Source organism: Exiguobacterium sp. s141 (genome assembly GCF_018618085.1).
In the GTDB taxonomy this organism is placed as follows: domain Bacteria; phylum Bacillota; class Bacilli; order Exiguobacteriales; family Exiguobacteriaceae; genus Exiguobacterium; species Exiguobacterium mexicanum_A.
This window is the reverse complement of the sequence record NZ_JACSLJ010000001.1, coordinates 151,148-171,242: the sequence shown is the minus strand read 5'-3', so window position 1 is coordinate 171,242 and position 20,095 is coordinate 151,148. Positions and strand designations below refer to the sequence as shown.

Sequence of the window (20,095 nt, the reverse complement as noted above, 5' to 3'; positions counted from 1 at the left end):
CCTGGTCGCAAATTGACCAGGTCCTCATTGTTTACGCATGTGTCGGTAGGTTCTCTTTCGCTTCTGTCAGTTGAATCCGAACTGAGTCAAAGCCCGTCCCGCCGTAACTGTTGCGGCGTTTGACGGCCGTCACCGGCGAGAGTGCCTCGTACACATCCGCTTCAATCAATTCAGAGTGGGCTTGGTACGTCTCGATCGGTAATTCTGATAAATACAGACGCTGGTCGATACAATACCGGACGAGCGTGCCCGTCACTTCATGGGCCTCACGGAACGGCATCCCTTTTGCCGTCAAATAATCGGCGAGTTCGGTCGCGTTCGAGAAATCGCGTTCGGTTGCTTGCTTCATCGTTTCCGTGTGGAACGTCATGTCTTGAATCATACCGGCCATGATGCTGAGACTGCCCTGAACCGTCTTGACGGTGTCGAACATGCCTTCCTTATCTTCCTGCAGGTCCTTGTTATAGGCGAGTGGGAGTCCCTTCATAATCGTCAAAAGTCCCATCAGATTGCCGACGACGCGACCTGACTTTCCGCGGACGAGTTCGGCCATGTCCGGGTTCTTCTTCTGAGGCATCATGCTCGATCCCGTAGAGAACACGTCAGAGATCGTGATGAACCGATACTCTTCGCTGCTCCAAAGGATCAACTCCTCGCAGAACCGTGACAAGTGCATCATGAGCAGCGACGCATTCGACAAGAACTCTAAGATGAAGTCACGGTCGCTGACGGCGTCCAGACTGTTCGGATAGACTTGGGCGAAACCGAGCAACTCGGCCGAGCGATGACGATCGATTGGGAATGTCGTCCCAGCCAGGGCACCCGCTCCGAGCGGGCTCATGTCAATCCGTTTCAAGCTGTCACTGAAACGCTCTTTGTCGCGCTCGAGCATCCAGAAGTAAGCGAGCAAGTGATGGGCGAGTGAGACCGGCTGGGCCCGTTGCAAGTGTGTATAACCTGGCATGATCGATTCGACGTTTTGAGCGGCGTGGTCATAGAGTGCCGTCTGCACGGCCTCGATTCCGTCAATCGTCTCGAGGACGCGGCGTTTCAAATACAGGTGCATATCCGTCGCGACTTGGTCGTTCCGGCTCCGCGCCGTGTGCATCTTGCCAGCGACCGGGCCGATTTCCTCATGCAACAGCGCCTCGAGGTTCATATGGATGTCTTCATGGAAGACGTTGAACGTCAATTCGTCCGCTTGTGCCTTCTTGGCTAGCGTCTTCAACCCCGCGACGATTTGCGCGACTTCGTCTGCTGTCAAAATGTGTTGTTCCCCGAGCATCGTCACGTGGGCGATGCTCCCTTCAATATCTTCTAACACGAGCTGGGCGTCGAAATGAATCGAGGCCCCGAACTCGTCGACCCATTCACTGGCCGTCTGTTCGAACCGGCCGCCCCATAGTTTACTCATGCACCATCGTTCCTTTCTCCGCTAGCACTTCCGCTTGCACTTTCGTCGGCAGTCCCCATAACTTGATGAAACCGACGGCGGCTTGTTGGTCGAACGTGTCGGCCGACGTGTACGTCGCGAGATGTTCGTCATAGAGCGAGATCGGCGACTTCCGTCCGTCGACGATGGCTTGACCTTTGAACAGTTTCATCCGGACCGTACCGGTCACGGTTTGTTGTGTCTCATCGATGAAGGCGAGAAGTGCTTTCGTCAGTGGCGAGTACCAGAGACCGTTGTAGATCGTCTCCGTCAATTTCTGTTCGACGATCGGTTTGAAGTGGGCGACTTCCCGGACGAGCGTGAGCGCCTCGAGCGCTTGGTGTGCCGTGATGAGCGTCATCGCACCCGGTGCTTCGTACACTTCCCGCGATTTGATTCCGACGACCCGGTTTTCGATATGGTCGATTTTCCCGATACCGTGAGCCCCGGCGACGATATTCAACTGCTCGAGAATGGCTGTGAACGTCGCTGCTTGTCCATTGATGGCGACTGGTACGCCGGCGTTGAACTCGATTTCGACATAAGTCGGTTCGTTTGGAGTGTCTTCGAGGTGTGCCGTCAATTCATAAGCGCTCGCCGGTGGAGCGGCCCATGGGTCCTCAAGAATGCCGCATTCGACGGCCCGGCCCCAAATGTTTTGGTCGATCGAGAACGGCTCTTCTTGGACGATCGGAATCGGGATACCGTGCTCGGCCGCATAGGCGATTTCTTCTTCCCGTGACCATTTCCACTCCCGGACCGGCGCGATGATTTCAAGCGACGGGTCGAGCGCATGAATTGACACCTCGAACCGGACTTGGTCATTCCCTTTCCCCGTACACCCGTGAGCGACGGCGATGGCACCTTCGGCTTGCGCGACCTCGACTAGCTTCTTCGAGATGAGCGGCCGCGATAGGGCAGAGACGAGTGGATAGACGCCTTCATACATTGTATGTGCCTGCATCGAGTAACGGGCGAAATCGTTGACGAATTCATCGACCGCATCGATGACGACCGATTTGACGGCCCCGACTTTGAGTGCCTTCTGTTGAATGCGCTCCAGGTCTTTCCCTTCTCCCACGTTCAAACAGCAGGCGATGACGTCATATCCCTGTTCATCCAACCATTTGATTGCGACCGATGTGTCAAGTCCACCTGAATAAGCTAATACGAGTTTTTGTTTCATTTCCTTACACCCCTTATACATAATTATTCATCTGTATTTATAAATATACGAATTAGTCTAACGGATGATTTCATGTAAAGCAACCTTTTTTGGCAAAAAAAAAGAATCACTTGTGAAAGTGATCCTTCATTGAACAATTTCGAGTTCTGGCATCCATTGCGACATATGTTGGCTCGTGGCATCGAACAACTCGGGTTTTGCCGTCTGTAACGGCACGACCTCGAACGGTCCGTCCGCACTAGAGCGCCGGGTGAACGTCGGATAGAACATCGGATTGGCGAGTTCGAACGTCGTCTCATCCGCATCGACGGTCTTGACGACATCGATGCCGACGATGCCACCCGTATTGCGATCGTCCCCTTGTTGACCGGACAGGAAGTTGCCGAGCGAGTAGGCGACGAACGTTCGGTTGCCTTCAGCGCCGTCCACCCAAGCGACCGGTTGGAGGACGTGGGGGTGATGGCCGATGATGAGATCGACCCCGAGGTCAGACAGCTCTTGGACGAGTGTCTGTTGTGCCTCGTTCGGGAGTATCTCATATTCATTCCCGAAATGGAGCGAGACGACGGTGAGGTCGGCTGCTTGTTCGGCCGCTTCAATCTCAGGCTTCATTGCCTCGAAATCGATGTAGTTGACATGGTACGGTTGTTTCGGAACGACCCCGTTCGTGCCATACGTGTAGGCGAGAAACGCGAACGAGATATCATTCTTCGTCAACGTCCGAATCTCAGCTTTGTCCGCTTCCGATAAGAACGAACCAGTATACGGCATACCGATCTCGTTCCAGTGGGCAATCGAATTCTCGATGGCCGTGACACCTCGATCGAGCGTATGGTTGTTCGCCGTCGTCACCAAGTCGATGCCAGCGTCTTGGAGCGCATCACCGACCTCATACGGACTGTTGAAAGCCGGGTAGCTCGATAAGCCGATCTCACTGCCACCGATCATGCTCTCTTGGTTGGCGATGGCAATATCGGCCTCGGTCAAAATCGGGGCGATCGGTTCGAAGGCGGCAGTGAAGTCATAGCCGTCCCCGCTCTTGGCGGCATTATATACGCTATCGTGTAACAAGATATCGCCAATCGCATAGAGCGACGTCGTCGTCACGACTGGTTCTGGCTCTTCCGGAACAGGCGCCGGCTCCTCCGCCTCGGTCTCTGGTGCCGGGGTCTCCGTTTGCTCGGTAGACGTCTCGACTTCGGCGGTCGCACAGCCGAATAGAAAGAGGAGGGGCAAGGTCAATATGGCTTGTTTATACGGGATTACTCGTTTCAAGAGACGAGTCACTTCCTTTCTTATGATACAAATTGATCTATATGTACCATTCGCTATTGATTGTCAATTTCCTTGTTAGGCGACAAGAAAAAGTGCCAGGCTATAGTAGCATGGCACTTCGATCGTTAAATCCGTTCTGTCTTCAAAATGTGTTCCATTTCCTCAAACTCGTTCGTAATCGTCGAGCTCGGTGGTGGTGTCATCAGACTGACGACATAAATGGCGAGGCTCGACAAGAAGAACGCTGGAATCATCTCATAGAGCTCACCGACGGTCCCGAACCAATCGGCGGCAAAGTTTTTCCAGAGGATGACGATGAAGGCACCGGTTAGCATACCTGCGAGCGCCCCTTGTCGCGTCGTCCGTTTCCAGAACAGGCTGAACAAGATGAGTGGCCCGAACGACGAGCCGAAGCCGGCCCAGGCGTAACCGACCAAGTTCAAGATTGTATCATCCGCCCCGAACGCGAGCCAAATCGAGATGAGCGACACGAGGATGACCGTGATCCGGCCGACCATGACGAGCTCACGGTCGCCGGCGTCTCTTCGGAAGAACTTCTGATAGAAGTCGGTCGTCGCAGCACTCGACGAGACGAGGAGCTGTGACGAGATGGTCGACATGATGGCAGCGAGCAACGCCGCAAGCAAGACGCCGGTGATGAGATCGACGAACAACAAATCAGATAGATTGATGAATATATTTTCCGGATTGTCGATTTCTAGCCCGCGCTGAGTATAGTAGGCGAGTCCGAACAGCCCGGTCGCCATCGCGCCGACGACGGTGAACAGCATCCATGAGATGCCGATCCGTCGCGCCTTCTTGATGTCCTGTAACTTCTCGATGGCCATAAAACGGACGATGATGTGCGGTTGCCCGAAGTAACCGAGCCCCCAGGCGAATAGCGAGACGATGCCGATGAGTGACTGACCGGTCAGCGGATCAAGCAGCGCCTCATCGATGTCACCGATCGTCTGGAAGGCGGCGCTCACGCCATCGGTCGCCGTGATGGCGATGGCCGGGACGAGGATGAGGGCGAACAACATGATCAACCCTTGAACGAAATCCGTCCAACTGACCGCCAAAAATCCTCCGATGAACGTATAGATGATGATAATCGATGCCAAAATCAAGACGCCCGTCCCGAACCCGATTCCGAAGACGGCATTGAATAACCGACCACCGGCCACGAATCCGCTCGTGGCATAGAGGGTGAAAAAGATGAGTGTCACAGCCGCCGAGAACGTCCGCAACGTGCCGCGTGAATCTTTAAAACGTTTCTCGAAAAAATCTGGAATCGTGATGGCATCCTCGGACAAATATGAGTACGTCCGCAAGCGAGGTGCGACGAGCAACCAGTTCAAGTACGCGCCGATCGTCAACCCGATGACGATCCATCCGCTCGAGAGCCCGGTCGCGAACATCGCACCCGGTAGTCCCATCAAAAGCCAACCACTCATGTCGGAAGCACCTGCCGACAAAGCCGCGACGGCGGGACCGAGTCCGCGCCCTCCGAGCATATAGTCGCCGATGCTCTCCGTCCGCCGATAGGCGATGACGCCGAGTAGTACCATGAGCGCCATGTAAACGGTGATGGATATTAAAATCCCGTTCATAAAACATCCCCCTCAATCATAACGAAAACGCTTTCAATGTTTATGGTATGCACCATGTCAAAATTTTGTCACCAAACTAAATCAATTGCACGATTTTATTGAAGGATTGACCAAATAATCAAATTATTTAGCGAAGCAAGAGGTCAGGTGGTCATTGACGAGTCCCGTCGCCTGCAGATGGGCATAGACGGTCGTCGGTCCTAAAAATTTGAACCCGCGCCGTTTCAAATCCTTGCTGATCTGATGAGACAGTTCGGTCGTGGCGGGGATGGCGTCATTGGCCGCCCATTGGTTATTGATCACCGTATTGTCGACGAACGACCAGATGTAGGCATCGAACGTGCCGAACTCTTGTTGAATCTCGATGAAGCGCTTGGCATTATTGATTGACGCCTCGATTTTTCGGCGGTTCCGGACGATACCGGGATTGGCCAGCAACCGTTCAACATCCGTCTCGTCGAACGCAGCAACGGTCTCGACGTCGAAGTTGGCGTAGGCTTCCCGGTAATGGTCGCGCTTTCGTAAAATGGTGATCCAACTGAGTCCCGCCTGGGCGCTCTCAAGGGTCAAACATTCGAAGTGCTTCTGATCATCGTGGACGGGTTTGCCCCATTCCTCGTCATGATAACGGACGTACGTGGGGTCTGTGCCGCACCAAGGGCAACGTATCGGTTCGGTCATTATTGTTTCCTCGCTTTCGTTCAAGTACTTCACTTTAGCACGTCGGGACGGTTTTTGAAGTGAGGTGACGGGTATAATAGGGGATATTGGAGGTTGAACGATATGAGAGAGTGGATGATCCAGGTCATTGAACAGTTCGGTTATTTCGGTATCGCGTTCATGATTTTTATTGAAAATGTGTTCCCGCCGATTCCATCAGAGGTCGTGCTCTTATTCGGTGGATTCTTTGCCGTGAAGACTGATTTGAACGTCCCGCTCGTCATTTTCGCTGCGACAGCCGGTGCCATTTTAGGAGCCATTTTGTTATACGGCATCGGTCTCTATCTTGATGTCGAACAGATTGAGAAGTGGACGAAGAAATACGGGAAATGGATTCGACTCGATATCGCGGACGTTCGACGGGCGGATGCTTGGTTCGACAAATATGGGGGCTGGATGGTGTTCTTTGGACGATTGATGCCCGTCGTCCGAAGCTTGATCTCGTTACCGGCGGGCATGTCGAATATGCCGTTTCTGAAATTCTTGTTGCTCAGTACGGCCGGCACGGTCATTTGGAACACGATTCTCATTTATATCGGCATCCGTGTCGGTGAGAATTGGGAATCGATTTTACGATATTTAGATGTGTATTCGTACGCGATTTATGGGTTATTGGCCGTCGGTCTGATTGTCTTTTTAATCTGGCGCAAGAAACGCAAGAAAAAACAGTCGAAACAAGAATCATCATTTTGACGAACAAAGGAGGACCTTCGCGTGAAGGTCCTCCTTTTGTGTTCTATCATTGATCTTCTTTATTTTTTGTCTCATCGGGAAGTACTTTCTCAAGTTTTTCCTCCGTCTTGTTAGCAAGAATCTCAGAGAAGCGGAACAAGACGATGCTGACGATGGCCGAGACGAAAATATAGAGACCGACAAATAAGTTGATCGCTCCGTTCGATAGGGCGGTGAACAAAATCGAGAACTCGCCACGCGGGGCGAGTGAGAAGCCGGCCTCGTTCGCCTGCACCCGCGTCAAGCCATACATGCGACCCCCGACGCGTCCGACGATCCACTTCGACAATACACCCCAAACGATCAGGACGAAGAAGAGGGCATTGACGATGACCCTTGATCGAGATTGATGGAGATCCCGAACGAGATGAAGAAAATCGGCAAAAACAAGTCGCGAACGGGTACCGTCAATCGTTTCAACGGCCGCACATCGTGGATGCCCGCAAGCATGATTCAGGCGATGAATGCCCCGAGGATCTCGGACAGGCCGAACACCATGCCAATCCCGGTGAAAAAATAGAATCAATCCAATCAAACCGATACTCGCATCATCTTGTCGCAACAAATGTTTGACGAACCGCTGTCGGTTCAAAACGAAACGAGACCCGATGAAGAGGAGCACTCCAAAAAATCAGAAATCCGGCGAACACTTTCCCGATGTCCGTGAAAGCGATCGGTTCGTCTTGGATGATGAACGGAGCAACGGTCAATAGGAAAGAACAACCGCTCGATAATCAAACTGAGCACCGAGATTAAGGTAAGTGCCAATCCGAGGAATACGATTACATTGAATACGTCCATACGTCCCCCCTAAAAAAGGGAAGGATTGCTTCACCATCAGTTTTCACTCCATTGATATTCCATCCCGACCGATTCGGGACGAGAATAGTCAAATCCGAACTGGCGATACAGGCCGTCTGCCGGAATGTCAGCGATCAGACTAATGATGGCCGTCTCGTCTGCTTCCTGTAAAATCCAATCCATCAATCGTTCCATGATCAATTTACCAAGCCCAAGGCCTTGACACTCGGGATCGACGACGATATCGACGAGATGAAACACCATGCCGCCGTCCCCGACGACACGTCCCATCCCGACCATCGTGTCGTCTTTATATAAACAAACGCCGTATAACGTGTTAGCGAGCCCTTTTACCGTGCCTGAGTCGGAACGCTTCGGCATGCCTGCTTTGACGCGAAGGCGTTGATGCTCCTCCGGTGTCGGTGTCTCAATCCGTACATCTACTTCATTCACCATGTCACTACTCCCTCTCTGCGCATAGGTTAAAATTATTTTCCCGCTATATTGAATCGGTAAACCTTGATTTCCAGATGACGTTGTACAGATAATGAGAGAAACTGGAATGGAGAAAGGTTGTGTGGGAATGATTGAAGGTCAAACGATTTTGCCTGCTCTCCGAGACATGAGAGACCTCGAGACATTTGTGAAAGGGCCATTCAAAGTTGGCGTCTTGCTTGAAGTCCATGTGGCCCGGCTTGATGCCGTGTTTCAGTTACTAGCGGCCCATGACAAGCAAGTGTTCGTCCATCTCGATTTGATTCAAGGTCTGAAGGCGGATGAATATGCGACCGAATATGTGTGTCAGACGTTTCGACCGTATGGAATCATCTCGACGAAAGGCAGTGTCATTTTAAAAGCGAAACAAAAGCAAATTAAAACGGTGCAACGTCTATTTTTAATCGATTCGAGTTCGCTCGAGAAGAGTTATCGCCTCATCAACCGCACTCAACCGGATTATATTGAGGTATTACCAGGTCTCGTCCCGAAATATATCCGGTGCGTGAAAGCAGCGACAAATATTCCAGTCTTCGCTGGCGGCTTGATCTCGTCGTCTGAAGAAATCGAGGCTGCCCTTGAGGCAGGTGCGACCGTCGTGACGACGTCAGACCAAACACTTTGGTCGAACTGATAGGACTCATTTTCATGCAATCAGGGTATTCTACTGTCCAGGAGGGATGACAATGAAACAGACGATGATTATAACCGGTGTCAGCCAAGGAATCGGGCGGGAACTGGCCCGCCATTTTAGCACGATATATCGTGTTGTCGGACTCGATATCGGGCAAGACCCACAACTTGAAGGAGTGACGTTCCATCAGATGGATCTGGGGGATCATGAGGATGTGAACCGCGTATTCAAAACAATTCATCAAGAAGTCGGTACCGCCCATGTGCTTATCAATAACGGTGGCGTATCCTCACTCGTCAAACCGATGGCTGAACTCGACGTCGAGACGTTCAAACGCGTAATCGATGTCAACCTCGTCGGGACGTTCGCTTGCTCGAAAGCTTTCTTAACGTTGAACGAAGGGGCTGATTTCGGCCGCATCATCAACGTGGCCTCGACCCGCGCGCTTCAGAACGAGGCTGACTGGGAAGCATACGGCGCCTCAAAAGGCGGGATCGTTTCGTTGACCCAGTCGATGGCGGTCTCTTTGGCTGAACGACCGATCACGGTGAATGCGGTCAGTCCCGGATGGATCCATACCTCGGATGAAGCCCTTCGTGATATCGATCACGCGCAGCATCCGTCAGGACGTGTCGGGACACCGGAGGATATCGTCCGCGCCGTCTCTTATTTGATTGACGAGAAAAACGATTTCGTCAATGGGCATAATTTGATCGTTGATGGGGGCATGACGAAAAAGATGATTTACGAAGCTTGAATCAAGAAACTGGGACCATTACCCTATATTTTAACAACCGATATGCGTGTAAAGGCCTAGTGACGGGTATAGGATGGGGAGTACATTGAAACTAGCGAAGGAGGAAACGTCGTGCATCAAATCATCGAGGAGGCACTCCGTTTCGCGGCCGTCCGTCACGACGGACAGTTTCGAAAAGGAACGAATATTCCTTATTTGACCCATCCTGTGGCGGTCTCCATGTTGCTCGTCGAAGATCGCCAACCCGTCCCGGTCGTCGTGGCGGGTCTGCTCCACGACTTGCTCGAAGATACGTTGACGACACCTGATGAACTGAGTGAACGATTTGGACATGAAGTGACACGTCTAGTCAAGGCTGTGTCCGAGTCGGGGAAACACCAGTCGTGGGAAGAACGCAAACGGATGACGATTCAGCATGTGCAGACGATGCAGTATGATGAAGTCGCACTCTTGGCCGCGGACAAGCTACATAATCTGCGTTCGATTCGTCTCGACGTCGAGTCTTCCGGCAAACAAGTATGGGACCGTTTCAATCGGCCGCTCCGCGACCAATCCTGGTATTATCATGAACTGCTCCATGCGTTGAAGCCGTTCGCGCAGACGACGACGCTCATCGAAGCGTTCGAGACGGAAATGAACTTGTTGTTTTACGGAGTCGAAGAAGGGCGGACCGAGAAGTTAGAGAAGTTGTTCGGTGTCATCAAACATGGGTTCCGTGAAGAGGAGTGGCTTCAAGAGACGACGACGCTTTGTCAGACCGCTTTCGAGCTGAACGAGACGATGCGCGAAGGATATCGTCACGGGACCGAGGTCAACCAACCCGAGCTCGACGCCTTGTCGGCTCAATTGAAAGAAGCAGGACTGTGGGAACGCTTGTCGCTCCCGGCACTCCAAGCAATCGATGAATTATCGTATCGAATGGCATTGCAGTCGGACGAGATCGTCACGTGGCTTGAGTGAAATGATTGTCAAGTAACCTTAAACGTGATATATTCATCGTGAACATAAGAAGGGGAGTAGCGACCACGAATGTGGTCGATGGATCGTCACTACGGTGCAACGCACTCGGTCCATCGAGCTTCTGATCCAAGTCCGCGAGACCTTTTTATGGATGCTTCTTCGGCGTCCATAAAGAGGTCTTTTTTGATTTTTTGAAAAAAGGGGAGACAGAGGAAAATGGTATTTATTTACTTCATCTTGGCCGCAGCACTCACTGTGTATGCTGCCATCAAACTATCGACGTATGCCGACGTCATCAGCGAGAAGTCGACGATGAGCGGCATGCTCGTCGGGACGGTATTGCTAGCCGGTGCCACATCGTTGCCGGAAGTGACGACGAGCGTATCGGCCGTCATGATCAATAACCCGGACATCGCCATCGGGAACATGCTCGGTTCGAACTTGTTCAACATCTTTATCTTGGCGATGTTTGACTTGTATTATCGTCAGAAGCGTCTATTTAACGAAGCAAGTCGGGATCACCTCTACACGGCGAGTCTCGGTTTGATGTTGACGCTCGTGACGATGCTCGCACTCGTCATCCGCATCGACTTCACGATTCTCGGGATCGGGATCGATGCCTTATTGATTGCAGGGTTGTACGCGATTGGGATTTACTATATCGGACAACGTCCAAAAGAACCTACGACAGAACGGGAAGTCGAGCAAGAGGTCGGTGTCAGCGTCACCGACTCAATTCCGATCAAGCGCGCGGTCATCGGCTTCATCATCGCCGCACTCGTCATCATGGCGGCCGGAACGGCGCTTTCAGTGTTAGGTGACCAAATCGCCGTCGTGACCGGACTCGGTTCGAGCTTTGTCGGCAGTTTCTTGATCGCGGCCTCGACGTCGCTCCCAGAAGCGGTCGCCGTCTTCGTCGCCTTGAAGCTTGGTAACGTCAACTTGGCGTTCGGTTCGATTTTGGGGAGTAACATCTTCAATATGCTCATCATCGCGATGTCGGACGTCTTCTACCGAGGCGGTTCGATTTTGGCGGATGTGTCCACGTCACACTTGGTGACGGCGATCGGGATCACGATCTTGTCGGTCTTGGTCATGTACAGTGTCCTTCGAAAAGATGTCACGTCGAAGTTCCGCTACGTCTTGCCGTCCGTTCTCGTCGTCCTCGTCTATTTCGCGTCGTCTTACTTCATCTTCATCGGTTGATCGACCACACGGTGTCCTCGGACATCGTGTTTTTTGTTTGAGGCGGTTCGAGGAATCACTTTTCACTCACTTGGGTATAGAAGGAGGGAAGGAGGGGTGGCGATGCAAATGCATTCCGTGGAACGTCTTGATGATTACGTCATATTAATCCCAGCATATAACCCCGATCAAGCGCTCGTCACACTGGTCCGGGAGTTGAAAGAAGAAGGGTTCGTCCATCTGTTCGTCGTGAACGATGGGAGTGCCGAGACGTCCCGTCCGATTTTTGACGAGGTCGGAAAATGGGTCACGGTGCTCGAGCATACCCGGAATCAAGGGAAGGGTGCGGCGTTGAAAACCGGGATTCGACATGTCGTTCAGCATTTCCCTAGAACGAACGGGGTCATCACGGTCGATGCGGATGGGCAACATCTGCCGACTGATGTCTTGAAGCTGTATGAAGAAGGCATACGTTGGCCTCATCATTTGATTATGGGCTGCCGCGACTTTTCAGGGTCCGATATCCCGTTCCGGAGCCGATTCGGAAATCAGATGACGCGCGGCGTCATGTTGCTCGGCAGCGGTCTTCGTCTGAAGGACACCCAGACCGGCCTTCGGGCGATTCCGCTGCGGTATGCGGAACAATTGCTTGATGTGCCGGGGAACCGTTATGAGTTCGAGATGAACATGTTGACGTTCACGAAACGATTGCAAGTCCCGATTCATCAGACACCAATTCAAACCGTCTATGTGGCAGAAAACGCCTCGTCCCATTTCCGGCCGGTGATCGACTCGATTCTTATCTATCGCATGTTTTTGGCCTATTCATTATCATCGGTCGCATCATTTCTGTTAGACATCGGGTTCTATGCCTTGTTCGTCTATTTGTTGAATCCGTGGTTCGAGACGACGCACGTCTTGATTGCGACGGTCGTGGCCCGTATCCTGTCATCGCTGTTCAATTATTTCGTCAATCGGAAAATTGTGTTCCATTCGAAGGCGAAGCGGGCGATGCCGAAATACTTCGGTCTCGTCGGATTGCAGATGGCGCTGTCGGCCGGTCTCGTCTATGCGCTGTTCTATGTCATCCGCGACGGTGAGGTGTGGATCAAAGTGTTCGTCGACAGCTTCTTGTTCGTCGTCAGTTATTATGTCCAGAAAAAATGGATCTTTAAACGCTAACAGGCCAAGACGTGTGTCTTGGCCTGTCTGGCATGCATATCGTTCAATAAGCGAGTTTTCCGAGTTTGACCGATGTGTACCGGTGCAGTTCACGCGGATCATGGATCCCGGTCTTCTGCATCATGTCGCGCATGAGCAGGGCACAGACGCGAGCATCTTCAGCCGCATCGTGATGCATGAACGGGACGTTCAAATATTCCGCCATCGTGTTCAGCTTGTGATTCGGCAGACCTGGATACAGTTTTCTCGACAACTTGACGGTACAGCCGTACTCGATCGTCGGAAACGTATATAAATCGTATTTGGCGATCGCTTTCTTGAACGCGCCCATATCGAACGATGCGTTGTGTGCCATGACGAGGTCGACATCCCGCAGCGTCGGATAGAGCTGTTCGAGCACCTCGGGTAACGCTGGGGCGTCCCAGACATCGCTCGGCCGGATGCCATGGACCCGGATATTGCCGGCATCGAAGTCTTCCTCCGGATTGACGAGCAGTTGGTTCGTTTCGATGATTTCACCGTCGACGAGCAGGCTCCAGCCGACAGAGCAGATGCTGCGACTATCGCGGTTCGCCGTCTCGACGTCGATGGCAAGAATTGAATGTGGCATAATTGATCCCTTTCTCGTAAAAACAAGTATAAAAAAAGTCTAACATATCGTTAGACTAAAAAGCGATTATGCGGCCACGAGGTTGCGGCATGCTTCGGCACAGCGGAGACATGCTTCGGCACAGCGTTGGCAATGGTCGTGCAAGTGGCGGCCACATTCGACGGCGCACGTGTCACACACCTGGGCGCAGAGTGCACCAATCGGTTTGGTGAAAGCCGAATCGGTCTCGAGCGCGTTCAGGGCGAGTGCACACACTTCCGAACATTCTTTCGTCAGCCGGATACACTCGGCGACCATCAACAAGTCTTCTTCTTGTAAGCATTTTGAGAAACAATGATTGCTTGCCCGCATACAGTCGATGACGGCTAAAATGGTCTCTTCGACAGAGGCTCGGTCCATGATAAGTCCCCCTTTGGAATAATGATGTCTTACAATCATTACCCGCTAGCGGATGAGTTAAACCGGGCGGCGACGCAAAAAAGTCACCCCTCAAATGAGTGGTGACTTCAATAATGGAGCATAGCGGGCTCGAACCGCTGACCTCCACGCTGCCAGCGTGGCGCTCTCCCAGCTGAGCTAATGCCCCGTTCGAAAATTATTATATCATCCTAGTAAAACATTTGGCAATGGCTATTTTTAATTTTTTTGAACAAAGTTTAATCAGCACTGAACGTGGGAAAATCACAAATGATGTTATATTACGAAAGCAGGTGTCATGTATGGAAATGATTTTACTCGCACTCTTACCTGCCTTGATGTGGGGGAGTATCCCGCTCATCGTCTCAAAGGTCGGTGGGAAGCCGATTCAACAGTTGATCGGGACGACAATCGGGGCGATGGTGATGGCGGTCATCATCGCACTCGTGTTCAATCCCGGGTTCACGACGCTTGCAATCGTGACCGGCTTCATCTCCGGCGCATTCTGGGCACTCGGACAATATTTACAGTTCCAATCGTTTCAAATTTTAAGTGTATCGAAGGCGATGCCAATCAGCACCGGCATGCAGCTTCTCGGTACATCGTTGTTCGGTGTCATCGTCCTCGGAGACTGGAAAACGACGACCGAACTATGGCTCGGATTTTCGGCGCTCGTTCTCATCGTGATTGGGGCTGCGTTGACGTCGTATCAGCAGAACAAAGACGGAGACAGTAGCGGCGCCTTGAAGAAAGGATTGCTCGTTCTGCTCGTGTCGAGTATCGGTTACGTGACGTACGCCGTCCTGACGAACTATTTCGAAGTCGACGGGATTACGGCCATCTTGCCACAGTCGGTGGGGATGTTCGTCGCGGCGCTGTTGTTCAGCCTGCGTGAGAAAGACGTGAAGAAGTTCGATCCGAAGACGTTCAAAAACATCATGGCCGGTCTCGCCTGGGGGATCGGGAACTTCGGGCTGTTCGTGTCGAGCGGTGAAGTCGGGATCGCGACCTCGTTCGCCTTGTCGCAATTGAACGTCGTCGTGGCGACGCTCGGCGGAATCTATCTATTGAAAGAAGAGAAGACGACGAAAGAACGTGTCTTCGTCTTTATGGGTATCGGCCTCATCGTCGTGGCCGGATTCATGCTCGGAATCGCCAAAAGCTAAAAGACGGGTCAGACGACCCGTCTTTCGCTTACCAGGCTTGTTCAATGAATGCGTCACGCCCAGATTTTTTCCGGTCCTCTTTATAGTGGGCCGGATTTTTTTTATGGAAGTCTTGATGGTACTCCTCGGCCGGATAGAACGTGTCGGCCGGTAAAATCTTCGTGACGATCGGCTGTTTGAAACGTCCGCTCGCCGCGAGCGCGTCGCGACTCTGTTCTGCCTGCACGCGTTGTTCTTCTGTATGATAGAAGATGGCCGGCGCATATTGACTGCCTCGGTCTTGGAATTGACCGCCGTCATCGGTCGGATCGGTCTGAATCCAATACAGTTCGAGCAGGCGCTCGTATGCGAACAGCGTCGGGTCGAACGTGATCTCGACGACCTCATAGTGTCCTGTCGTCCCTGTCTTCACTTGCTCATACGTCGGATCGTCGACGTGACCTCCCGTATAACCTGATACGATCGACTCGATGCCGGGCTGTTCCTCGAACGGTGTCACCATGCACCAAAAGCAGCCGCCTGCGAATGTTGCTTTCTCCATTATCTTGTCCCCCTCATCTTCATTCCAAAAAAAGCGCCCATGTCATCGACATGAGCGCTCTGTCATATCGGCCAAGGCAATCACCTTGCTGGTAGTAGCACCTTGCCGTAGCAGGTTGCTGTGAAGTCATAGAGCCAGGTCTCTCGTTCACTCAAGATATCGATATGTAGTTGGTGACAGCATCATACCATCAGATTTGAAGCGGCGTCAACGGTTTGGCTTGCGCCGTAGTTGGAGCAAGGTGGCACCGAGAATCAGGATGACGAGCACGATGGAGAGCGGTAACGTATACGGGGCGTCCCCGGCATATAACTGTAAGAAGAACAAGGCAAAGACGGACAATAAGACGAGTACGTACGAACGGTTCATAGTAACCTCCTTTTTCTTTCAGTGTACCAAGTTACACATTCGTTGGCGAACGAAAACAGGAAATCATGTGGCGATAGCGAATACCATCGAGTGACCAAAGGAGGAATCAATATGACTGACACATTTGATTTTATGGAACTCGATATCGAAACCGCCCATCGCGGATATAAAGAAGGAACAATTACGGCGCGTGACGTGACGGCCTATTATTTGACCCGGATCGCCCAGTTTAACGACAAACTGAAGGCGGTCATTCAAGTGAACCCGGACGCCTTGTTCGAGGCAGAGTCGGCTGACCGGGCATTTCGTCGCGGGCTACGCTTGCCGCTACTCGGCATCCCGGTGCTGATCAAAGACAATGTCGAGACAGCCGGACTCATGAAGACGACGGCCGGGGCCGTCGTCCTCGCGCATCACTTCGCAGGCCGGGACGCCAATCTCGTCCAAAACCTGCGAGCGAGCGGGGCCATCATCCTCGGGAAAGCGAACTTGTCCGAATGGGCCAACTTTTTGACCGAGGGCATGCCGAACGGCTGGAGCGGTGTCGGTGGGCAGACGCTCAATCCATATGGGGATAAGCTCGATGTCGGAGGTTCGAGCTCAGGTTCGGCCTCTGCGGTTGCAGCGAACCTGACACTGCTCGCTGTCGGTAGCGAGACGAGCGGCTCCATCATCCATCCGAGCGTGCACAATGGCATCGTCGGCATCAAACCGACCGTCGGCCTCATCAGTCGGAGTGGCATCATCCCGATCTCGCGGTCGCAAGACACGGCGGGACCGATGGCACGAACGCTCGAAGACGCGGTAAGGGCACTTGAGGTGATGGTAGGGGAAGACCCGGCGGACCCGGCGACACTCAACCTCCCGGCCGGTCCGCCGTATCGGACGTGCCTCGACGAGCGCCAAGCGGTCGGGATGCGTGTCGGGATCGTCAAAGCTGATTTATTAGCAGAAGAACAAGCATTATACGGTGAGGCGACCGAGCTGTTGAAACAGAGCGGCATCGACCTTGTCGAAGTCGAGCTGCCCGCCCATGATACGCTCGACCAAGGCGATATTTTGTACCACGAGTTCAAACTCGGGATCGAGGCGTACCTGGCCACGACGACACTCCCATACGAGACGTTGTCTGATTTGATGGACTGGAACAACAGACATCCTGAGACGATCCCGCACGGACAAAAGACGTTCGAAAAGGCGGAAAGATTGTCGGGACGTCTCATCGAGGCGGCCTATTTGACGCGCCGGCTCGATGACGTGCGTGACGCCAAGACGGACGGACTCGACCGCCTATTAAACGAACAACAGTTGCACGCGCTCGTCTTGCCTCACGATTTGAACTATGACATGGCGGCAAAAGCCGGGCATCCGACCATCACGATCCCATATCGCTTGAAAGCGAGTGGGGCACCGTTCGGCCTATCGTTCACCGGGACGAGTTATGCCGAACGTGACTTGATCCGTCTGGCGTATGCGTTCGAGCGACATATTTCGCGTCCCGTTCCACCGTTATAAGAACGTTGCACCCGTCGTCCACGTCCGCTACAATGGTACGTATGCGGATTGAAGAAAGGACAGATAGCAATGAAACCATCTATATACGGGCTGACGTTCGATCAGCTGACAGAAGCGTGTGTCTCTTGGGGATACAGCGCCTTCCATGCGAGACAAATCTGGGACTCGCTCTACATCGACCGAGTGAAACAAATCGAGGACATCTCGGTACGGGCCGAGGTGCGTGAGGCGCTCGCCGCCGAATACGTCATCTCGACGCAAGACCTGTTCGTCAAACAAGAGGCGGGCGACGGGACGGTCAAATTTTTACTTAAACTACACGACGGGCACTATATCGAGACTGTGCTCATGCGACATAAGTACGGCCGTTCGGTCTGTGTGACAACGCAGGTCGGGTGCAATATCGGCTGCAGCTTCTGTGCGAGCGGTCTCTTGAAGAAGACACGTGATTTGACGGCGGGCGAAGTCGTCGAACAAATTATGACCGTGCAACACTACTTGGACGAAGTCGGCGAAGGGGCCCGGGTCAGCCATATCGTCGTCATGGGAATCGGCGAACCGTTCGATAACTTTGACAACTTGGTCGACTTCCTGCGTGTCGTCAAGGACGAGCGCGGTCTCGCGATCGCCCCGCGTAAAATCAACGTCTCGACGAGCGGACTTGCCGACAAGATTTACAAGTTCGCGGACCTCGATTTGCGCATCAACTTGGCGCTGTCGCTCCATGCGCCTAACGACGCGCTACGGACGCAAATCATGAAAATCAACCGGGCGTTCCCGCTCGACAAGCTCATGCCGGCCATCCGGTATTACGTCGAGAAGACGAACAAACGAATCACGTTCGAATATATTCTCCTGTCGAAAGTGAACGATTTGCCGGAGCACGCTGAGGAATTGGCGGACCTCATCGACGATATCAAGGACAAGTCGTACGTCAACTTGATCCCGTATAACCCGGTCAACGAGCATATCCAATACGAGCGCAGTACCTCGGAGGACATCATGGCGTTCTATGATGTCTTGAAGAAGCGTGGCATCAACACCGGTGTCCGCCTTGAGCACGGGACTGACATCGATGCGGCATGCGGCCAGTTGCGCAGTAAACATATGAACGTCGAAGGTGCGAAATAAGTGGACTCCTTGAATCGAATGATTCAAGGAGTTTTTTCGTACAGCCGCTCCGACGAAGGAAAAAACGGACATCGCCCCCAACTCTGCGGAACGATTTTGAAAAATCTTGAATAGACCTCGTCCGCTCAGGGAATAGTCAGTTGAAATCAATGTAGAGAGTGGAGGCAATTCAATGGAGACAGTAAACGCTGCGTTATGGATTCGAGTCAGAAATACACTTGGGGAAGGCCCGTGTTGGGATGCTGAACTGAAACGGTTCTATTGGGTCGACATCGAAGGACACACACTTTGGTGGTACGACGAAAAGGAAGATGAGCTGTCATCGTTCGATATGGGACAACAGATCGGGTTTGCGGTCCCGAAAGTGACAGACGGCGTCGTCGTCGGCTTGAAAGACGGCATCTATGAATGGGACGAGGGATCGAAGCGACTCGATAAACTCGTCGAACTCGATGACCCGGAAGGTGATCTTCGCTTCAACGACGGAAAGGCCGACCCGTACGGACGAATCTTTGCAGGGACGCTTCATCTCAACGACGAGGAGAACGAGGCGACGCTCTATCGCTTGAACCGTGACGGCACGACCGAGATCATGCTCAGTGAATTGACGCTATCGAACGGTCTGACATGGTCTCCGGACCACTCGACGTTCTACCATATCGATACACCGACCGAGACGGTCCGCAAATACCCGTTCGACTTGAAAACAGGAACACTCGGGGATGGGGAAGTCGTCATCGATTTCAAAGATGAGGAAGGATTCCCGGACGGTATGACATCCGATGAAGACGGCTTTTTATGGATTGCCCACTTTGCGGGCGGACGCGTCTCGCGCTGGAACCCGAAGACGGGTGAAAAAGTGCTCGAGGTGCTCGTGCCGGCCCCGAACGTCACGTCATGCTGTTTCGTCGGTGATGACTTGAAACAACTTGCCATCACGACGGCGCGCGAAGGAATGGATGACGCGGCGCTCGAGGCCCATCCGGACGCAGGTTCGGTCTTTAAAATTGATACAGATGTGAAAGGGATGCCGCTCTATCGGTTTGGTCGATAAGGAGGTACGAAGATGGTAAAACGATTGCTCGTTCGTGCGGGAATCGGTTTGGCGCTCGCGGCGGTCGCCCGGGTCGGGATTCAAAAGCTGTTGGAAGCGAACCGGGAAGACGATCATACGTATTTGAATCCGCGGTGGGATGAGACGCCGAGTGTGGATGCCGATAAGGACGCGGATGAGGTCGGTCTGACCCAGCTCGACTCGATTTATCGAGCCGAGTGGCAGGCGAACGCCTATCCACGCTCAGAGGCCGAACGCAAGGCGTTAGAAGAATAGGCAGGAGAACACGTCCGGAAACGGGCGTGTTTTTTTCTTGACAA

Annotated in this window: 22 protein-coding genes, 1 tRNA gene and 1 riboswitch; of the genes, 11 read left to right on the top strand and 12 right to left on the bottom strand. The window is 52.8% G+C overall.

The features are described from left to right. Positions 1–31: 31 nt before the first annotated feature. From argH to KNP74_RS00885, 5 genes are all read right to left on the bottom strand, one after another. Positions 32–1,414: an argininosuccinate lyase gene (gene argH / locus KNP74_RS00905; protein ID WP_034777740.1), complete on the bottom strand. Its 1,383-nt coding sequence runs from the start codon at positions 1,412–1,414 to the stop codon at positions 32–34. Beyond that, positions 1,407–2,618, bottom strand: a complete 1,212-nt coding sequence (locus tag KNP74_RS00900; protein WP_214763179.1) for an argininosuccinate synthase — start codon at positions 2,616–2,618, stop codon at positions 1,407–1,409. The genes argH and KNP74_RS00900 overlap by 8 nt, the downstream gene beginning before the upstream one ends. 126 nt (positions 2,619–2,744) lie before the next feature. Next, on the bottom strand, positions 2,745–3,893 hold the full coding sequence (locus KNP74_RS00895; protein WP_214763178.1) for a CapA family protein: 1,149 nt from the start codon (positions 3,891–3,893) through the stop codon (positions 2,745–2,747). 125 nt (positions 3,894–4,018) lie between these two features. Beyond that, the gene (putP, locus tag KNP74_RS00890; RefSeq protein WP_214763177.1) at positions 4,019–5,506 is read right to left on the bottom strand and encodes a sodium/proline symporter PutP; all 1,488 of its coding nucleotides are present in this window, start codon (positions 5,504–5,506) and stop codon (positions 4,019–4,021) included. 123 nt (positions 5,507–5,629) lie between these two features. Continuing rightward, complete coding sequence (locus tag KNP74_RS00885; protein WP_214763176.1) at positions 5,630–6,187, bottom strand: DNA-3-methyladenine glycosylase I; 558 nt, start codon at positions 6,185–6,187, stop codon at positions 5,630–5,632. A 102-nt stretch (positions 6,188–6,289) separates the two neighbouring features. Here KNP74_RS00885 and KNP74_RS00880 point away from each other — a divergent pair, with 102 nt between their 5' ends. Further along, positions 6,290–6,919: a DedA family protein gene (locus tag KNP74_RS00880; RefSeq protein WP_214763175.1), complete on the top strand. Its 630-nt coding sequence runs from the start codon at positions 6,290–6,292 to the stop codon at positions 6,917–6,919. Between the two features lie 46 nt (positions 6,920–6,965). Here the strand turns inward: KNP74_RS00880 and KNP74_RS00875 are convergent, their stop codons facing one another. Both KNP74_RS00875 and KNP74_RS00870 read right to left on the bottom strand, forming a co-directional pair. Continuing rightward, complete coding sequence (locus tag KNP74_RS00875; protein WP_251130054.1) at positions 6,966–7,550, bottom strand: cation:proton antiporter; 585 nt, start codon at positions 7,548–7,550, stop codon at positions 6,966–6,968. 245 nt (positions 7,551–7,795) lie between these two features. Further along, positions 7,796–8,215: a GNAT family N-acetyltransferase gene (locus KNP74_RS00870; RefSeq protein WP_034777729.1), complete on the bottom strand. Its 420-nt coding sequence runs from the start codon at positions 8,213–8,215 to the stop codon at positions 7,796–7,798. A 127-nt stretch (positions 8,216–8,342) separates the two neighbouring features. Here KNP74_RS00870 and KNP74_RS00865 point away from each other — a divergent pair, with 127 nt between their 5' ends. From KNP74_RS00865 to KNP74_RS00845, 5 genes are all read left to right on the top strand, one after another. Then, positions 8,343–8,888, top strand: coding sequence for a glycerol-3-phosphate responsive antiterminator (locus KNP74_RS00865; RefSeq protein WP_214763174.1), 546 nt, complete (start codon positions 8,343–8,345; stop codon positions 8,886–8,888). 52 nt (positions 8,889–8,940) lie between these two features. Continuing rightward, positions 8,941–9,645, top strand: coding sequence for an SDR family NAD(P)-dependent oxidoreductase (locus KNP74_RS00860; protein ID WP_214763173.1), 705 nt, complete (start codon positions 8,941–8,943; stop codon positions 9,643–9,645). 111 nt (positions 9,646–9,756) lie between these two features. Next, complete coding sequence (locus tag KNP74_RS00855; protein ID WP_371816308.1) at positions 9,757–10,605, top strand: HD domain-containing protein; 849 nt, start codon at positions 9,757–9,759, stop codon at positions 10,603–10,605. A gap of 216 nt (positions 10,606–10,821) precedes the next feature. Continuing rightward, on the top strand, positions 10,822–11,811 hold the full coding sequence (locus KNP74_RS00850) for a sodium:calcium antiporter (protein ID WP_214711327.1): 990 nt from the start codon (positions 10,822–10,824) through the stop codon (positions 11,809–11,811). A 102-nt stretch (positions 11,812–11,913) separates the two neighbouring features. Further along, positions 11,914–12,972, top strand: a complete 1,059-nt coding sequence (locus KNP74_RS00845; RefSeq protein ID WP_214763172.1) for a bifunctional glycosyltransferase family 2/GtrA family protein — start codon at positions 11,914–11,916, stop codon at positions 12,970–12,972. Between the two features lie 43 nt (positions 12,973–13,015). Here KNP74_RS00845 and KNP74_RS00840 read toward each other — a convergent pair whose 3' ends face one another. The 3 genes from KNP74_RS00840 to KNP74_RS00830 form a co-directional block, all read right to left on the bottom strand. Then, the gene (locus KNP74_RS00840) at positions 13,016–13,582 is read right to left on the bottom strand and encodes a 3'-5' exonuclease (RefSeq protein WP_034777719.1); all 567 of its coding nucleotides are present in this window, start codon (positions 13,580–13,582) and stop codon (positions 13,016–13,018) included. 66 nt (positions 13,583–13,648) lie between these two features. Further along, positions 13,649–13,981 (bottom strand): four-helix bundle copper-binding protein, encoded by a 333-nt coding sequence (locus KNP74_RS00835; protein WP_034777716.1) that lies wholly within the window; start codon positions 13,979–13,981, stop codon positions 13,649–13,651. A 114-nt stretch (positions 13,982–14,095) separates the two neighbouring features. Beyond that, positions 14,096–14,168: transfer RNA gene (locus KNP74_RS00830), tRNA-Ala, on the bottom strand. A gap of 133 nt (positions 14,169–14,301) precedes the next feature. Here KNP74_RS00830 and KNP74_RS00825 point away from each other — a divergent pair. After that, positions 14,302–15,165, top strand: a complete 864-nt coding sequence (locus tag KNP74_RS00825) for a GRP family sugar transporter (RefSeq protein WP_214763171.1) — start codon at positions 14,302–14,304, stop codon at positions 15,163–15,165. A gap of 28 nt (positions 15,166–15,193) precedes the next feature. On the opposite strand, the gene msrA is transcribed toward KNP74_RS00825, so the two are convergent. Together msrA and KNP74_RS00815 are read right to left on the bottom strand one after the other, a co-directional pair. After that, positions 15,194–15,706: a peptide-methionine (S)-S-oxide reductase MsrA gene (gene msrA / locus KNP74_RS00820; RefSeq protein ID WP_214763170.1), complete on the bottom strand. Its 513-nt coding sequence runs from the start codon at positions 15,704–15,706 to the stop codon at positions 15,194–15,196. Positions 15,707–15,768: 62 nt separating this feature from the next. Then, positions 15,769–15,869, bottom strand: a riboswitch (SAM riboswitch). A gap of 44 nt (positions 15,870–15,913) precedes the next feature. Continuing rightward, positions 15,914–16,075, bottom strand: coding sequence for a hypothetical protein (locus KNP74_RS00815; protein ID WP_034777709.1), 162 nt, complete (start codon positions 16,073–16,075; stop codon positions 15,914–15,916). Positions 16,076–16,186: 111 nt separating this feature from the next. Between KNP74_RS00815 and KNP74_RS00810 the strand changes: the two genes are divergently transcribed. The 4 genes from KNP74_RS00810 (at position 16,187) to KNP74_RS00795 (ending at position 20,051) form a co-directional block, all read left to right on the top strand. Further along, the gene (locus KNP74_RS00810) at positions 16,187–17,590 is read left to right on the top strand and encodes an amidase family protein (protein ID WP_251130053.1); all 1,404 of its coding nucleotides are present in this window, start codon (positions 16,187–16,189) and stop codon (positions 17,588–17,590) included. A 69-nt stretch (positions 17,591–17,659) separates the two neighbouring features. After that, positions 17,660–18,721 (top strand): dual-specificity RNA methyltransferase RlmN, encoded by a 1,062-nt coding sequence (gene rlmN, locus KNP74_RS00805; protein ID WP_214763169.1) that lies wholly within the window; start codon positions 17,660–17,662, stop codon positions 18,719–18,721. A gap of 172 nt (positions 18,722–18,893) precedes the next feature. Then, entirely contained in the window at positions 18,894–19,775 is an 882-nt protein-coding gene (locus KNP74_RS00800) for an SMP-30/gluconolactonase/LRE family protein (RefSeq protein WP_214707676.1), read from the top strand. Positions 19,776–19,787: 12 nt separating this feature from the next. Continuing rightward, a complete protein-coding gene (locus tag KNP74_RS00795; protein WP_034777704.1) occupies positions 19,788–20,051 on the top strand; it encodes a hypothetical protein in 264 nt (87 codons plus the stop codon). Positions 20,052–20,095 lie beyond the last annotated feature (44 nt).

Excerpts from the sequence above, each read along its gene's own strand:
- argH (WP_034777740.1), bottom strand. The coding sequence starts at position 1,414 with ATGAGTAAACTATGGGGCGGCCGGTTCGAACAGACGGCCAGTGAATGG.
- KNP74_RS00860 (WP_214763173.1), top strand. The coding sequence starts at position 8,941 with ATGAAACAGACGATGATTATAACCGGTGTCAGCCAAGGAATCGGGCGG.
- KNP74_RS00810 (WP_251130053.1), top strand. The coding sequence starts at position 16,187 with ATGACTGACACATTTGATTTTATGGAACTCGATATCGAAACCGCCCAT.
- KNP74_RS00880 (WP_214763175.1), top strand. The coding sequence starts at position 6,290 with ATGAGAGAGTGGATGATCCAGGTCATTGAACAGTTCGGTTATTTCGGT.
- KNP74_RS00870 (WP_034777729.1), bottom strand. The coding sequence starts at position 8,215 with ATGGTGAATGAAGTAGATGTACGGATTGAGACACCGACACCGGAGGAG.
- KNP74_RS00815 (WP_034777709.1), bottom strand. The coding sequence starts at position 16,075 with ATGAACCGTTCGTACGTACTCGTCTTATTGTCCGTCTTTGCCTTGTTC.
- KNP74_RS00865 (WP_214763174.1), top strand. The coding sequence starts at position 8,343 with ATGATTGAAGGTCAAACGATTTTGCCTGCTCTCCGAGACATGAGAGAC.
- KNP74_RS00825 (WP_214763171.1), top strand. The coding sequence starts at position 14,302 with ATGGAAATGATTTTACTCGCACTCTTACCTGCCTTGATGTGGGGGAGT.
- KNP74_RS00845 (WP_214763172.1), top strand. The coding sequence starts at position 11,914 with ATGCAAATGCATTCCGTGGAACGTCTTGATGATTACGTCATATTAATC.
- msrA (WP_214763170.1), bottom strand. The coding sequence starts at position 15,706 with ATGGAGAAAGCAACATTCGCAGGCGGCTGCTTTTGGTGCATGGTGACA.
- KNP74_RS00885 (WP_214763176.1), bottom strand. The coding sequence starts at position 6,187 with ATGACCGAACCGATACGTTGCCCTTGGTGCGGCACAGACCCCACGTAC.
- KNP74_RS00900 (WP_214763179.1), bottom strand. The coding sequence starts at position 2,618 with ATGAAACAAAAACTCGTATTAGCTTATTCAGGTGGACTTGACACATCG.
- KNP74_RS00835 (WP_034777716.1), bottom strand. The coding sequence starts at position 13,981 with ATGGACCGAGCCTCTGTCGAAGAGACCATTTTAGCCGTCATCGACTGT.
- KNP74_RS00840 (WP_034777719.1), bottom strand. The coding sequence starts at position 13,582 with ATGCCACATTCAATTCTTGCCATCGACGTCGAGACGGCGAACCGCGAT.
- rlmN (WP_214763169.1), top strand. The coding sequence starts at position 17,660 with ATGAAACCATCTATATACGGGCTGACGTTCGATCAGCTGACAGAAGCG.
- KNP74_RS00795 (WP_034777704.1), top strand. The coding sequence starts at position 19,788 with ATGGTAAAACGATTGCTCGTTCGTGCGGGAATCGGTTTGGCGCTCGCG.
- KNP74_RS00800 (WP_214707676.1), top strand. The coding sequence starts at position 18,894 with ATGGAGACAGTAAACGCTGCGTTATGGATTCGAGTCAGAAATACACTT.
- putP (WP_214763177.1), bottom strand. The coding sequence starts at position 5,506 with ATGAACGGGATTTTAATATCCATCACCGTTTACATGGCGCTCATGGTA.
- KNP74_RS00850 (WP_214711327.1), top strand. The coding sequence starts at position 10,822 with ATGGTATTTATTTACTTCATCTTGGCCGCAGCACTCACTGTGTATGCT.